The organism is Providencia sp. PROV205 (assembly GCF_028479505.1).
Lineage (GTDB): Bacteria > Pseudomonadota > Gammaproteobacteria > Enterobacterales > Enterobacteriaceae > Providencia > Providencia huaxiensis.
This window is the reverse complement of the sequence record NZ_JAMPNU010000034.1, coordinates 1-15,761: the sequence shown is the minus strand read 5'-3', so window position 1 is coordinate 15,761 and position 15,761 is coordinate 1. Positions and strand designations below refer to the sequence as shown.

The 15,761-nt window shown below is 39.1% G+C and carries 9 protein-coding genes; 7 read left to right on the top strand and 2 right to left on the bottom strand.

From position 1 onward, the window contains the following. Positions 1 to 200: 200 nt before the first annotated feature. Positions 201 to 1,031, bottom strand: a complete 831-nt coding sequence (gene btuF / locus PR800_RS17815; RefSeq protein WP_272531211.1) for a vitamin B12 ABC transporter substrate-binding protein BtuF — start codon at positions 1,029 to 1,031, stop codon at positions 201 to 203. A 68-nt stretch (positions 1,032 to 1,099) separates the two neighbouring features. After that, positions 1,100 to 1,792 (bottom strand): 5'-methylthioadenosine/S-adenosylhomocysteine nucleosidase, encoded by a 693-nt coding sequence (gene mtnN, locus PR800_RS17810; RefSeq protein ID WP_102139413.1) that lies wholly within the window; start codon positions 1,790 to 1,792, stop codon positions 1,100 to 1,102. Positions 1,793 to 2,049: 257 nt separating this feature from the next. On the opposite strand from mtnN, the gene dgt reads away from it, so the two are divergent. The 7 genes from dgt to PR800_RS17775 all read left to right on the top strand — a co-directional run. After that, positions 2,050 to 3,576, top strand: a complete 1,527-nt coding sequence (dgt, locus tag PR800_RS17805) for a dGTPase (RefSeq protein ID WP_166265719.1) — start codon at positions 2,050 to 2,052, stop codon at positions 3,574 to 3,576. A 175-nt stretch (positions 3,577 to 3,751) separates the two neighbouring features. Further along, the gene (rlmD, locus tag PR800_RS17800; protein ID WP_272531210.1) at positions 3,752 to 5,083 is read left to right on the top strand and encodes a 23S rRNA (uracil(1939)-C(5))-methyltransferase RlmD; all 1,332 of its coding nucleotides are present in this window, start codon (positions 3,752 to 3,754) and stop codon (positions 5,081 to 5,083) included. 16 nt (positions 5,084 to 5,099) lie between these two features. Next, entirely contained in the window at positions 5,100 to 7,331 is a 2,232-nt protein-coding gene (gene relA, locus PR800_RS17795) for a GTP diphosphokinase (protein ID WP_102139410.1), read from the top strand. 260 nt (positions 7,332 to 7,591) lie between these two features. Continuing rightward, entirely contained in the window at positions 7,592 to 8,386 is a 795-nt protein-coding gene (mazG, locus tag PR800_RS17790) for a nucleoside triphosphate pyrophosphohydrolase (protein WP_272531209.1), read from the top strand. Between the two features lie 561 nt (positions 8,387 to 8,947). Then, positions 8,948 to 10,585, top strand: a complete 1,638-nt coding sequence (gene pyrG, locus PR800_RS17785; protein ID WP_102139408.1) for a glutamine hydrolyzing CTP synthase — start codon at positions 8,948 to 8,950, stop codon at positions 10,583 to 10,585. Between the two features lie 65 nt (positions 10,586 to 10,650). After that, the gene (gene eno, locus PR800_RS17780; RefSeq protein WP_102139407.1) at positions 10,651 to 11,952 is read left to right on the top strand and encodes a phosphopyruvate hydratase; all 1,302 of its coding nucleotides are present in this window, start codon (positions 10,651 to 10,653) and stop codon (positions 11,950 to 11,952) included. 220 nt (positions 11,953 to 12,172) lie between these two features. Then, the coding region (locus tag PR800_RS17775) for a TcdA/TcdB pore-forming domain-containing protein (RefSeq protein ID WP_272531208.1) at positions 12,173 to 15,761 on the top strand (3,589 nt) is incomplete at its 3' end.

The following is a 15,761-nucleotide window of genomic DNA, read 5'->3' as shown; positions in this document are numbered from 1 at the left end:
TTTAGAAAAATCTTTTCGTCATATTTCAAGTTGTGTCTGTGTTGGCTTCATTCGTCAACCCTAGTCACATACTTGTGTATGCTTCTAGGAATTTCCTCATTCACCGCCTTGCCACACCTCGAACTATTTAGAAAAATCTTTTCTCCATATATAGCTTCTAAACTTATTAATTTTTACTTTTTGATTTAAGACGTTATTTTTCAGTTTGGTAGTGTGTTTAGTTGGTCGCATAGCTGCTCGGTGGCATTGATGATACGGGGGCCTGCACGGTGAAACCAATCTTCATTTAATCGGATAATTGGGACATTCATCTGAGAGTGCCAAAATTCTTTCACTACTTTTTCCTGTTCTGGCGAGCCTGTCATGATAATTACATCTGGTTTGCGAGTGAGTACCTGCTCACGGCTGACTTGTGGCCATTGAACTGCACTATTTACAAAAACATTTTCACCGCCACAAAACTCTACGATATTATTTTGCAGCGTGTGGTTACCCGCGCTAAATAAAGTCTGAGTACCGAGTTGAATGAACACTTTTTTGGGTTTGTTATTAGAAATTTTTTTATTTTGATAAGGGGCAAGCTTAGCGCGCATTTTTTCCACATTTTGCTGTGCTAACGCTGGGTTTGGGCTGTATTGCGCTAATTCAATAACTGAATTGATGACATCATCAATGGTGTGAGGATCGAAATAAATAATTGGAATGCCAAAACCCGCAAGTTGATCAAGGGGACGCTGGGGGTTGCCTCCTCGCCATGCGAGGATTAAATCAGGTTTAAGCGCGATAATACGTTCTACATTTAAACCTTGCCAATCAGAGACTTGTTCTAATTTTTTTGCTTGTTCTGGGTAATCGGAGTAAGCACTGACCGCAATTAAGCTATCCCCAAGCCCTGCAGCATAAGCTAGTTCAGTATTGGCTGGTGATAAACTAATAATACGCTGCTTTGCTGCTCCTAGGGCAGAAAAAGCCACTAATAAAGCACATAATAAGGTAACAGTAAGAGAAAAATAATGCGTTATTCGTTTCATAACAAAACTCATCGTAGAATTAATTAAAAGGCATAACTAACAAATGGCTATACCTTTTATGAAAATCATTAAGCGAGTTTAGCTAAAATGGCTGTGATCATCAGTGAGGATTGACGAGCAGCGACAGGTAAGAACTCATCGAAGCTCGTATGGGATTCCTTATCTGCCACATCCGAAATAGCACGAACGACGACAAACGGGGTGCCAAATTGGTGACATACTTGGCCAATCGCGGTAGCTTCCATTTCTACTGCCGCAACTTGTGGGAACATAGCTTTAATGCGTGCCAGTGGCTCAGCACCATTAATAAAAGCATCACCGCTACAGACTAAACCACGAACAGCGTTCATATCCAATAACTTAATGCACTGCTCAGCAACTTCAATCAGTTTAGTATCAGCAACGAAAGCGGGTGGGCACTGTGCCATTTGGCCAGGTTCATAACCGAATGCTGTCACATCAGCATCATGATAACGAACTTCCGTAGAAACCACGATATCGCCAACATTTAAACGAGGGTCTAAACCACCTGCGGAACCCGTGTTAATCACGACATCTGGTTGGCAATGCTCTAATAACAGTGTTGTACCGATTGCGGCTGCTACTTTACCAATACCTGATTTTAATAAGGCGACGTCAACGCCATTAATTTGACCTGTGTAAATTTCACAGCCAGCGCGGCTAATGGTTTGGCAATTTTCTATTTGTGAGCGCAAAATCGCCACTTCCTGTTCCATGGCACCAATTATTCCAACTTTCATTTTGTCTCCTTTTCCCTGCTCAATTTGCACTATTAATGTCAATATAGTGTCAATATTTTGACTAGGGACGATAATGTTTTATTGTGTTATTGCTGTATTTTTCGAGCAGGTTCGCAATTTTAATTGCAACAACTCGGATTTAGACAACGAAATTACAAAGGTGCACGAAGTGTAACATTGAAAGGTGAGCCGTGAAGTATTTTTCCTGTATTTAGGCTATATAATGAAACATCAATCGAGATAGGGAAGGTGGCAGAGTGGGTGAGATTAATTTTGTTAAAAAGCTAAACTTTCAGCGTAACTATATGAGTAGTGCGAAAAACCAAAAAATTTCACCTAAAGATGAAGATGCGGTTAATCGCTTATTTGAAAGTGACCGTGGGCGGATCATTAATTCGGCTGCCATTCGCCGCTTACAACAAAAAACACAAGTTTTTCCCTTAGAGCAAAACGCAGCAGTGCGGAGTCGCTTAACACACTCACTAGAAGTCCAGCAAGTTGGCCGCTACATCAGTAAAACGGTTTTAGGTGAATTAAAAAAGAAAAAATTGCTCGAGCCCTATGGGTTAGATGAACGTTGTGATGCTTTTGAAAGCTTAGTCGAAATGGCGTGTTTAATGCATGATATCGGTAATCCTCCATTTGGACATTTTGGTGAGGCCGCAATTCAGCGATGGTTTACCAAATTATTGTCGCCAAGTTACCTGTTTACACCGAATTCCCCTGACCCATGCAAAATACCTGCATTACAGTTAACTGGGAATGAAAAACAAGATTTATTCCGCCGCCAATTAAAGCAGGATTTATGCTCATTTGAAGGTAATGCGCAAGGGCTGCGTATGGCGCATCGCTTACTCAAATTAAACTTAACCTATGCGCAAGTTGGTTCTATCTTAAAATATACGCGTGGTGCTTATGATTTGGAGCCAATTCCACCTGAGTTTGATTATTTGATGAAAAAGCCAGGCTATTATTGGTCTGAGGTGGACTTTGTTAGTGAGTTAACCAAAAAGCTCGATATGGAGAAATATTGTCGTTTTCCGCTGTCCTATATTATGGAAGCGGCTGATGATATTTCATATTGTATTGCTGACTTGGATGATGCCGCGGAAAAAGGCATTTTTACTGTTGAACAGTTGATTGAATATTTGAAAGCAGAGTGGGGAGATATTGTACAAAATGATTTATTCGATCAAACCATTATGCGAGCTTTCAATAATATCAGTGACAACCACACAAGGCGTATTCAGCAAGATCAGTTCTTTATGTATTTGCGCGTGAATATCACAGGGAAATTGTCTCATTACAGCGCACAACAATTCATTAAAAATCTGCCCGAAATTTATAATGGCACTTTTAACAGTGCGTTGCTAGAAGATAAAAGTCCAGAACATAGGTTATTGAAAGTACTGAAAACAGTGGCTTTTAAACATGTATTTAACCACCATGAAGTTGAAGAGTTAGAGTTACAAGGCTACCGAATTATCAGTGGGTTATTAGATTTCTATAGCCCATTATTGATGATGGATAGGCAGGATTTCGCTGATCTTGTTGAAAAAAATTATCACAAGCACTTTTTCATTGAAACGAGGTTATTTCATAAATTATCTAATAAGCACCGCTTATCTTACACGGAAGCACTTGAGAAAATCTCCGCAACGAATGAATCAGATAAATCTATTCTAGAGTTTTATTATCGAGCTCGTTTGATTCAAGACTATATTAGTGGCATGACCGACCACTATGCTTATGAAGAATATCGTAAATTTATGGTTAGTAACTAATATACTACTTGAATGGAATGATAAAAATAGAAAAGTAGTCAATCAAATGATAGGAAAATAGGTATAATGGTACCGTTCGTTTTTCTTAATTAATTAGCGAAAAAAAACATCGCACTAAAATTGGAAACTCGACAATCATGATTTTTATAACTTAATACTCTGTAGTGACTACTTTATGGCTCAATTTTACTCTCCTGCTCGTCGTACCTCTTCACGCCGTCAAATCACGGTTATTGCTGACAGCCTTGATGCCGCAGGGCAAGGTGTCGCCCGTATCGAAGGGAAAACCATTTTTGTAACAGGTTTATTGCCTGGCGAAGAAGCACACATTGAATTGACGGAAGAGAAACGACATTTTGCTAAAGGAAAGGTGGTTAAGCGTTTGAGCACTAGCCCCCAGAGAGTAAAGCCTCATTGCCGTTATTTTAATCAATGTGGAGGATGCCAACAGCAGCATGTTGACATTGCACTGCAAAGAGAAAGTAAAGCTCATGCATTAGCTTACCTGATGCAGCGCGAAACATCGCTAGATATATCCGTTCCTACGGTGATTAGTGGTGAGCCATATGGTTACCGCCGTCGAGCTCGATTAGGGCTACAATATCAGTCTAAAAGTAAAAATGTCATTATGGGGTTCCGTCAACCTCAATCTAACACATTGGTTGATATAAAAAATTGCCCGATACTTTCCCCTGAATTGGATATCTTATTAAAGCCGCTTTCTGAATGTATTAACCAGCTCAGTAATAAGGCAAAACTGGGTCATGTAGAACTTATTTGTGCAGACAATTGCAAGATTGTATTGATTCGTTACTTAACGCCTTTTTCGTTATCAGATACTCAAAGGTTGAGTGATTTTGAAAATCAGCACGGAGTGTCTATCTGGTTAGCGGGGAATGATGAAAACTTACAAGCTTTGTCAGCAATTTCTCCACAGCCTGAATATCAAGTTGCTGGGGAGATACTAAAATTTGATCCATTAAATTTTATTCAAGTGAACGGGCAAGTTAACCAGCAGATGGTAGAACAAGCATTAGCATGGTTAGATCTAAACAGTGAAGATAGAGTATTAGATCTTTTTTGTGGAATGGGTAACTTTACGTTGCCAATTGCACGGTTAGCGAAATCCGTTGTGGGTGTTGAAGGTGTAGAAAATTTAGTCGAACAGGCTCGAAACAATGCACAGCTCAATACTATTTGTAATGCAACCTTCTATAATGAAAACTTAGAAGCTCAGATACACACACAACCTTGGGCGGCTCATGGCTTTAATAAAGTGTTATTAGACCCAGCGAGGGCTGGAGCAGCTGGTGTTATGGAACATTTAATTAAACTGATGCCAGAAAAAATTGTCTATGTTTCATGTAACCCCACAACATTGGCGAGAGATAGCAAAGTTTTACTTGATGGGGGCTATCAATTATTACAGTTGCGGATGCTAGACATGTTTCCGCAAACTAGCCATTTAGAGTCAATGGCGTTATTTATCCGTCGCCCAGAGGTTTAATAGGTAGGGAGAATATATGGTTGCAGTAAGAAGTGCGCATCTTACCCCAGCAGGTGAGTTTGCCCCAGAAAAGTGGGTTAACGGCCTGGGATTGAGCAATAAACAATCAGAAGAAAAGCTCATCCATACCTGGCAATATTGTCACGATAAATTAGCCGGACAAGAAATCGCCCCTCTATTACTGTGGCGTGGTATTGAAATGACCGAAATCCTATCGACATTAAGTATGGATATCGGCAGCTTACAAGCGGCTTTACTTTTCCCCTTAGTGGAAGAAGGGAAGTTAGAAGAACAAGAAGTTATTGATGAATTTGGCAAATCCATTCACGAACTTGTGAAAGGTGTGCTGGAAATGGATGCAATTCGTCAACTCAAAGCAACACAATCGAGCGAAACAAGCTCGACACAAGTCGATAATATTCGTCGTATGCTATTGTCGATGGTGGAAGATTTCCGCTGTGTTGTCATTAAATTAGCGGAACGAATTGCCCATTTACGTGAAGTTAAAGATGCGACTGAAGACGAACGCGTTTTAGCCGCAAAAGAGTGTTCCAATATTTATGCACCCTTAGCAAATCGTCTTGGAATTGGGCAATTGAAATGGGAGTTAGAAGACTTCTGTTTTCGTTATCTACATCCTGATGAATATAAAAAAATTGCAAAGCTCCTCCATGAACGTCGTATTGACCGTGAAGAGTATATAGATACTTTCGTTACAACCTTACGTAAGTACATGTTAAAAGAGAGTATTCAAGCAGATATCTACGGCCGACCTAAGCATATTTATAGCATTTGGCGTAAAATGCAGAAAAAATCATTGGCATTTGATGAACTGTTTGATGTGCGAGCAGTGCGCATTGTCGTTGAACGCTTGCAGGATTGTTATGCTGCATTAGGGATCGTTCATACTCATTTTCGCCACCTTCCTGATGAGTTTGACGACTATGTGGCGAACCCGAAACCTAATGGCTATCAATCGATTCATACTGTGGTGTTAGGCCCTAACGGTAAAACCCTTGAAATTCAAATTCGTACCCGCCAAATGCATGAAGATGCAGAACTGGGGGTTGCCGCGCACTGGAAATACAAAGAAGGCGCGACTGGCATTGGCAAGGGCAGTAGTTACGAAAACCGTATTGCGTGGTTACGTAAGCTGATTGCATGGCAAGAAGAGATGGCAGATTCTGGCGAAATGCTAGATGAAGTTCGTAGCCAAGTGTTTGATGACCGCGTGTATGTCTTTACCCCTAAAGGGGATGTGGTGGATTTGCCAGCAGGCTCGACGCCGCTTGATTTCGCGTATCACATTCACAGTGATGTCGGCCACCGTTGTATTGGTGCAAAAATAGGTGGGCGTATTGTCCCATTTAGCTATCAATTACAAATGGGTGACCAAATTGAAATTATTACTCAAAAGCACCCAAACCCAAGCCGTGACTGGTTAAATCCTAACTTAGGGTATGTAACAACCAGCCGTGGGCGAGCCAAAATCCAAAATTGGTTCCGTAAACAAGATAGAGACAAAAACATCCTTGCCGGGCGCCAAATTCTAGATAGCGAATTATCACAGCTTGATATCAGCCTGCGAGAAGCAGAGAAACTGCTAATTGCGCGCTATAATGTTCATTCATTGGATGAAGTTTTAGCCGGAATTGGTGGTGGTGATATCCGTATCAACCAATTAGTGAATTTCCTGCAAAGCAAATTTAATAAAGCCACTGCGGAAGAAGAAGACCGCGCGGCAATGAAAACATTGGAAAGTAAGTCTTCACTCCCAAGAGCGCCATCCCATGGTAGCGGCCGAGTGGTGGTTGAAGGGGTTGGTAACCTAATGCACCATATTGCACGTTGCTGCCAACCAATTCCAGGGGATGAAATCGTTGGTTTTATCACCAAAGGACGAGGCATTTCCATTCACAGCGCAGATTGTGAGCAATTAGCCGAATTACAAAGTCATGCACCAGAACGTGTCATTGATGCGGTTTGGGGTGAAAACTATTCCAGTGGCTATTCTCTGGTGGTTAGAGTTGTCGCCAATGACCGTAGTGGTCTACTACGTGATATCACGACAATATTAGCGAATGAGAAGGTTAATGTGCTAGGCGTCAGTAGCCGCAGCGATGTGAAGCAGCAATTGGCAACGATAGATATGACAATTGAGCTGTATAATATTGAGGTGCTGAGTCGGGTGTTAGCAAAATTAAATCAGTTGCCGGATGTTATAGAAGCAAAACGTCATTCTCAGTGATTTTCTTCATATTTTGAGCCGCAGCGTTGTTGGCTGCGTGCTCTCACCCTAGTCACATACTGATGTATGCTCCTAGGGGCTCGTTTACTTGCCGCCTAGCTGCAATTCAAACTATTTTGAAAATAATTTTTTGCAAATGTTCAATAATCTTTTCTTTGTTTTTTCTTTTGTTGGGAAAAATTTGTTGATTTGCCTTTATATCTGGTAAGTTTGAGATAAAGATGACAATTAGAAACAAAAGAAAATCAAAGGTTAATACAATGAGTCAGGAAAAACCCCAAATCGAACGCTTATTATCCATTATGGCACAGCTGCGTGATCCACAAACAGGTTGTCCATGGGATAAGGTACAGACATTTAAAACTATTGCGCCTTATACGCTTGAAGAAACTTATGAAGTACTTGATGCGATAGAACGAGAGGATTTTTCTGACCTAAAAGGTGAACTGGGGGATTTATTGTTTCAAGTGATTTTCTATGCGCAAATGGCGCATGAAAAATCATTGTTTGATTTTAATGATATTTGCCAAGCGGTGAGCGATAAACTCGAACATCGTCATCCACATATTTTCGATTCCAATAACACACTGAGTAGCTCAGAAGTGATTGATGGTTGGGAAAAACGTAAGTCAAAGGAACGAGCTGAAAAATCGCAGTTTTCAGTATTAGATGATATCCCGAATTCACTACCTGCATTGATGAAAGCGTATAAAATCCAAAAGCGTTGTGCTTCAGTAGGGTTTGACTGGGATACGCTAGGGCCAGTTGTTGGGAAAGTCCATGAAGAGCTTGAAGAGGTAATGGAAGAAGCCACGCAAGTGGTCGTTGACCAAGCTCGCTTAGAAGAAGAAATCGGTGACTTATTGTTTGCAACGGTGAATTTATCCCGTCATTTAGGTCATAAGCCTGAAATAGCGCTGCAAAAAGCTTGTAAGAAATTCGAAGGTCGTTTTCGCCAAATCGAAAAAAGCCTCGCAGAGAGTGGCAAAACGACAGAAAGTGCTACACTTGATGAGATGGAAGGGCTTTGGCAGCAGGTTAAGAACCAAGAATAAGATGGCTCGTCATATTTCGCACTACAGCGTTGTTGGCTGCGTTCAGCTACTCGGGTCACATACTGGTGTATGCTCCCCGGGTATCCTCTCTTGCCGCCTAGCTGTAGAACGAACTATATAGAGCATGAATGATATATAGAACGAAGCATCTACAGAAAAATTCTATGTGGTTTGTTCTAAAATTACCTTATGCAATGGTTCCAAACAAAGCTTCAAAAATAATAAGTAGGTTGAAGTTTTCGAAGGCTAAATGTGGAGAGTTAGAGTAAATAGTTATTCAAAATCAAAGTTAGTGCAGAATCGCATTTTTTATGCCATACAATGAGCTGAAAGGATTTAGCTTTTATCATTGAACTGTGTTAATCTATAAAAATAGATAAAGATGACTAATTTTGAAGCGATAAATATTTTTTCGCTTTTAACTTGCTGATAATATTAGAGTATTGATGAAATTTAGCCTTATTATGCTTAGAACATTTGTAGCGAAATTAAGGTTCGGGTATACTGTTTTCCCGTCCTGTTATATCCATCATCTTTTAAACCTAAACTTTCAGGTTCAGCATGAAAACTAATTATATTTTTGTGACCGGCGGGGTCGTATCCTCTCTGGGTAAAGGCATTGCCGCAGCCTCTTTGGCGGCTATACTCGAAGCCCGTGGACTCAATGTGACTATTATGAAACTGGATCCCTACATTAACGTAGACCCAGGCACAATGAGCCCAACCCAACACGGGGAAGTTTTCGTTACAGAAGACGGCGCTGAAACTGACTTAGATTTAGGTCACTATGAGCGCTTCATTCGTACTAAAATGACTCGTCGTAATAACTTTACGACCGGCCGTGTTTACTCTGAAGTTCTGCGCAAAGAGCGCCGTGGCGACTATTTAGGCGCGACAATTCAAGTTATCCCACATATCACTAATGAAATTAAAGACCGCATCATCCGTGGTGGCGAAGGCCATGACGTTGTTTTGGTTGAAGTTGGTGGCACAGTAGGTGATATCGAATCCCTACCATTCCTTGAAGCAATTCGTCAAATGGCGGCGGAAGTCGGCCGTGAGCGCACATTATATTTGCACTTAACCTTAGTGCCATACCTTGCAGCGGCTGGTGAAGTGAAAACTAAGCCAACTCAACATTCAGTGAAAGAATTGCTGTCAATTGGTATTCAACCAGATGTGTTAATTTGTCGTTCAGACAGAGTGATCCCGGCAAATGAGCGTGCAAAAATTGCACTGTTCTGTAATGTGCCAGAGAAAGCCGTTATTTCTCTCAAAGACGTTGATTCAATTTATAAAATCCCAGCCTTATTGAAATCACAAGGCTTGGATGAATATATCTGTAACCGTTTCCGTATTGATGTGCCAGAAGCTAATTTAGCTGAGTGGGAACAAGTTATTTACGAAGAAGCCAACCCTGCTGGTGAAGTTACCATTGGAATGGTGGGTAAATATGTTGAGTTACCTGATGCGTATAAATCGGTAATTGAAGCATTAAAACACGGTGGCTTGAAAAACCGTTTAACCGTGAACATCAAATTGATTGATTCACAAGATATTGAAACTCGCGGTGTTGAGTTATTAAAAGGTTTAGATGCTATTTTAGTACCAGGCGGTTTTGGCGAGCGTGGTGTTGAAGGTAAAATTCTGACCGCTCAATATGCACGTGAAAACAAGATCCCTTACTTGGGTATTTGTTTGGGTATGCAAGTCGCATTGATTGAATTTGCACGTAATGTGGCCAACATGGCAGATGCAAACTCAACAGAATTTAAAGCGGATTGTAAATTCCCTGTTGTTGCGCTGATTACTGAATGGCGTGACGAAGAGGGTAACCTTGAAGTGCGTACAGAAGAGAGCGACCTTGGTGGAACAATGCGCGTTGGTGGGCAACCATGTCATTTAGTGAATGGCAGCCTTGTGCGTGAGATGTATGGTTCAGAAACTATCATTGAACGTCACCGCCATCGTTATGAAGTGAATAATTTACTACTGAAACGCATTGAAGATGCAGGTCTAAAAATTGCAGGCCGTTCAGTGGATAATAAGCTGGTGGAAATTATTGAAAACCCTAATCATCCATGGTTTGTGGCTTGTCAGTTCCACCCAGAATTCACCTCTACACCAAGAGATGGTCATCCGTTGTTTGCAGGTTTTGTTAAAGCCGCTGGTAAGTACCAGAAAGGTGAGTTGAAATAAGATATGGGGAAGTCGGCGCAGGTGCACCAACTTCCCAAAATTTAACTTGTACTGAGGAAAACCTAATGTCCAAAATTGTTAAAGTGATCGGTCGTGAAATCATTGACTCTCGTGGTAACCCAACTGTAGAAGCTGAAGTTCATTTAGAAGGTGGCTTTGTTGGTTTAGCAGCGGCACCATCAGGTGCGTCAACAGGTTCTCGTGAAGCTCTGGAACTGCGTGACGGTGATAAAGCACGTTTTCTGGGTAAAGGTGTTCTGAAAGCAGTTGCAGCGGTTAATGGTCCAATCGCAGAAGCGCTGATTGGTAAAGATGCTAAAGACCAAGCTAACATCGATAAAATCATGATTGATCTCGATGGCACTGAGAACAAATCTAAATTTGGTGCAAACGCAATTCTCGCTGTATCTTTAGCAAGTGCTAAAGCAGCAGCAGCGGCGAAAGGTATGCCTCTGTATGAGCACATCTCTGACTTGAATGGTACTCACGGTCAATACTCTATGCCTCTGCCAATGATGAATATCATCAATGGTGGTGAGCATGCTGATAACAACGTTGATATCCAAGAATTCATGATCCAGCCTGTTGGCGCGCCAACGCTGAAAGAAGCGGTTCGTATGGGTTCTGAAATCTTCCACCACTTAGCAAAAGTACTGAAATCTAAAGGTATGAACACTGCGGTAGGTGATGAAGGTGGTTATGCACCTAACTTAGAGTCAAACGCAGCAGCATTAGCAGCAATTAAAGAAGCGGTTGAACAAGCGGGTTATGTATTAGGTAAAGACGTAACTCTGGCGATGGACTGTGCAGCATCTGAGTTCTATAACGCAGAAACAGGTAATTATGAGCTGAAAGGCGAAGGCAAAACCTTCACTTCACAAGAGTTCACTCATTATTTAGAAGAGCTGACTAAACAGTACCCAATCGTATCTATCGAAGATGGTCTGAATGAGTCTGACTGGGATGGTTTCGCATACCAAACTAAAGTTCTTGGTGACAAAATCCAACTGGTTGGTGACGACTTATTCGTAACGAATACTAAGATCCTGAAAGAAGGTATTGATAAAGGCATCGCTAACTCTATCCTGATCAAATTCAACCAAATCGGTTCTTTAACTGAAACTTTGGCTGCAATTAAAATGGCGAAAGATGCAGGCTACACAGCTGTTATCTCTCACCGTTCAGGCGAAACTGAAGATGCGACTATTGCAGATTTAGCAGTAGGTACAGCAGCAGGTCAAATCAAAACAGGTTCTATGAGCCGTTCTGACCGTGTAGCTAAATATAACCAACTGATTCGCATTGAAGAAGCATTAGGTAAAAATGCACCATTCAATGGCTTAAAAGAAGTTAAAGGCCAAGCATAATTTATTTTTGTTTAGCTAAATTAGTTAATGGGAAGCGTTCGCTTCCCATTTTTTGTTTGAATCAATTATATTTCCCCCCAATAAACATATAAAACAACTTTATTGTTAAATAGAAGTATGTCTGAAATTAGAAGCCAGTGGTGGTTTTTCTATTAATAATAAACTATTTTTATTTTTCGGCTCTTCCCTTCACTTATACAATATATTCAAAGGAATGAATATGAATAATGATAAAACTAAATTACTAAAAACGATTACGGAAAATAATATTACTCGTAGTAATGAAATTGCTAATTTAACAAAAATGTCAAAAAAATCAACGATAGACACAAGCGAGTTAATAAATTCGAGTGGTATTACTGAAAAAGGAAAAGTGGAATTTATTAAAACAAAAGATGATCGCTATGTGGTAAGGTATTTAAATGATGATAATAAAAGTAAATTATCAATTAATAGTTATTTTTTGAGTTATAACAAAACTGACCAAAGTCATTTTTATCCATACTATATTGATATCCCTAAAGAACCATTAGACAGTTTTTTTCTATTTACAGATACGCTAGATAAACATTCTTTAATTGTCACTGATTATGATAAAGATCATTATCGGGTATACAATGACTGTCGTATTAATAGTTCTATATTATATGATAATGTTGTTATGGCTGTTGATTATAAAGATTATCGTATTAAAGGGAAGGATAGTGGCAATGCAACGGCTTATATGCAGTATGTTAATAATGAATGGCAATTATTCTATCAAAAGCAAGAAACAAAATATTATGAAGGTAAAAAAAATTTAATATTAAACGGAAATGGCAGGTTAGTGCAAAACTCACCTAGCAAAGAAATTAATAATAAAAATGAGTTTATAAAGTATAGAGATGCAGTACACCAAGATATATTATCATTAGCAAATGAGCTGAATATTGAAGTAAAGAAGATAGATAGTGGTCTCTATATTCAAGATAAGGATTTTCCTGAAAGTTCCATAAATAATACGTGGAGAGATTTGAATACAATAATCTATAAAAAATTGAATAGAAACATTTCAATATTAGATGAAGTGCAAAATAGCTGGAGGAATAAAATAAAACAACTATATAAAATCTCAGCCAGTGAAAGCATAAAAATAAAGGTTCTACAACAAAAAATAATACAGAGTGATATATACATTAACCTTTATCAAAACCGTTACAGTAAAGCCCTGGTAGAAGCCCGGCAAGTTGAACGTAGTTGGCTATGGTGGCAGTTAAAAGAAAAATATGGAATGAGCGCCGTTGTAAAGGCAGGGGAACAGATTATTCAAGGAGGAAGTGATGAAAACAAGAAAACGGTAAATGAGCGCTATGAAAATTTAGTTTTTGTACATAAGAATTCAAACAATATGCCATTTAGACGACGTTTTAGCGAAGGTATGGAAGATTTCAATGAAGTGAATATTTCAGGTATTAATAGAAAAATGTCGTCTTTGGAATTAAAAAAGCTGTACTTAACATTGGAACTTAGCCCAATAGAGCGTGGGGCATTGTATCAACGAATTAGCAAAGTCAGCCATGAAGAATACATAAATTATATATTGAGTGAAGCAGGTAAAGTCAGCAAGCTGTTTTATTCCTTTAATAGTCAATCAAATCGGTTAATTCCACAAGACTTCTATTTGTCACTTATGGGAGGAGAAACTAAGGGGCGATGTTATCCATTAGTGAGGGCAATGTCTGTAGCATTAGCTAAAGATGGGGAAAATGGTGCTGATGTATTAATTAATAAGCTATTTATTGCCTCTGCGAATCCAAAAGATAAAGACTCAATACTGCTTAAATCAGCGTTAGAGAAGCTCCATTCAAATATTGATGCGGTTGAAGCTTCTTTTTCGCATGGGCGAATGGGAATTGAAGAGACGCAAAAATTATTGGACGCAGGGGAAAAAACAGTAATGTTTGCTATTAATAGCCAAAACCACTCAATGCTGATTGGGAAAGTGGTGGGAAATGACCAATCACATTACTATTTCTATGATCCTAATTTTGGGCTATTTACATTCAATAATAGTCGAGAACTCTTCATTGCTTTTAAAATGTATATGGTTGAACACAAAATGGCTGACTTTTATTCGGCATTTGGTAGCGCTAAGAAACCTCATTTTGAGATTATTACAATTTCAACGGAAGATATGGCGATTGTCTCTGTTGGTAATGGCTTAAAGGTAGGTAACTTAAGTGATTCAAATGAACTTAGTCAGTTAACTAAAAGGGAGCAAGAAAGCCGTCGAGTCATTGAAAAACAGAATATAATAAAAAATGACCTACAGTTACAAGGAACTCTCAGCATTTTAGAGGCAGAGCAATGGGGGGATAGGCTAGATAATTCAATCAAAGGTTTGTTATTTGAGTATCAAATGACTAAAAAATGGGTTCCTATTTTCTCTACTTTACAAGAAACTAAGAATGGCAAATATCGCCTACAGTTCGTTAATTATGACGACCCAGAAAAAAGTCATTGGGTAGAAACTGAAGATACCACTTTTTTAGAGTTCAACCATTACTATAATAAAAAGATGGAAGAATTTAAAGAGTATTCCCATGTTGAAGAACGTGATACTAAACTTAAAGAGTTTGACAATGATATTCACTCTTTTGATGGATTAAATACGGGAATTGCTGTTCAATCATTAATTCAATGGTATTCTGATGAAAATAATAATATTAAACCAATGGAAACAGATGATTTTAATTTAGCACTTGCTCTAAAGATTCATGGTTATATTAATTATGGCATGATCTCACACGGTATAATGAGTGATTTATCTAAAATTGTAGGGGTTGTTCGAAAAGGATTGAAAAATAATTTAATAGTAGAGTCTAAAGCCATTAATATTTTTTCTTCCTCATTGGCTCGAACTGCGAATGAAAGTACAGCGATATTATTCAATGGTGCATTAGTTGGTATTGATGTATATGAGCTATCCCGTGCAAAAAGCGAGCCATATAAGATCATCTTCGGCACACAGCTTGCTTTTGACTCAGCAAACTTGATCACTGGTGGCGCGAGTTTAGGTGCTGGGCTTTTAGGGGCTAGCGGTGTATCAACCTTTATGAGTGGGGCTGGTGTTATTTGTGCGGGTTTGAGTATTGGCTTCACGAGTTTAGCCCGTAATTTTGTAGTTATTGGAGAGGATGCAAAATCGGTTGGTCATTATTTTTATATGTTAGATCAAGCTTATCAAAGTAATGGATATGATTATTTGACTAAAAGAAAAATAGCAACGCCAAAATTTGGAGCAGTGTTCAAAAAAATAGATCTTAAAAATAACCAGATAGAGTTTGATAGCCAGTATATTTATAGAACAACTCCGCATTCTGCGGGTGGAGGACGAAAAAATTATATTTTTTGGGCCGGTAATTTCCCTACAATGCTTCATGATCGGCAACAAGCACTAAATATACGCCAAGGTATTGGTTATACAAATAGCTACAGAGCTTATGATTATTTAGAGGCTGAAATAATTGTTTTACCAGTGACACCTAAATCTTACATTAAATATAATTATAATCTGTGGCCTGGTGCAACAACACGTCATGATAATGGATTTGATATTATTCGTCGCTTAGAAAATACAGATAAATTTGACTATGACTTTTATATTTTTCCAAGTGAGAATACGATAACACAAATATTCCATGAGTATGTGGATACATCAATAGAAGTAAATTTAGATGATAAGTATCGTTATGTGGTTGTTCCTAAAATCCCTAATGAATGGTACGGTAAGTTGAATTATTCTATTAAAGGAAATGGTGGGGTATATA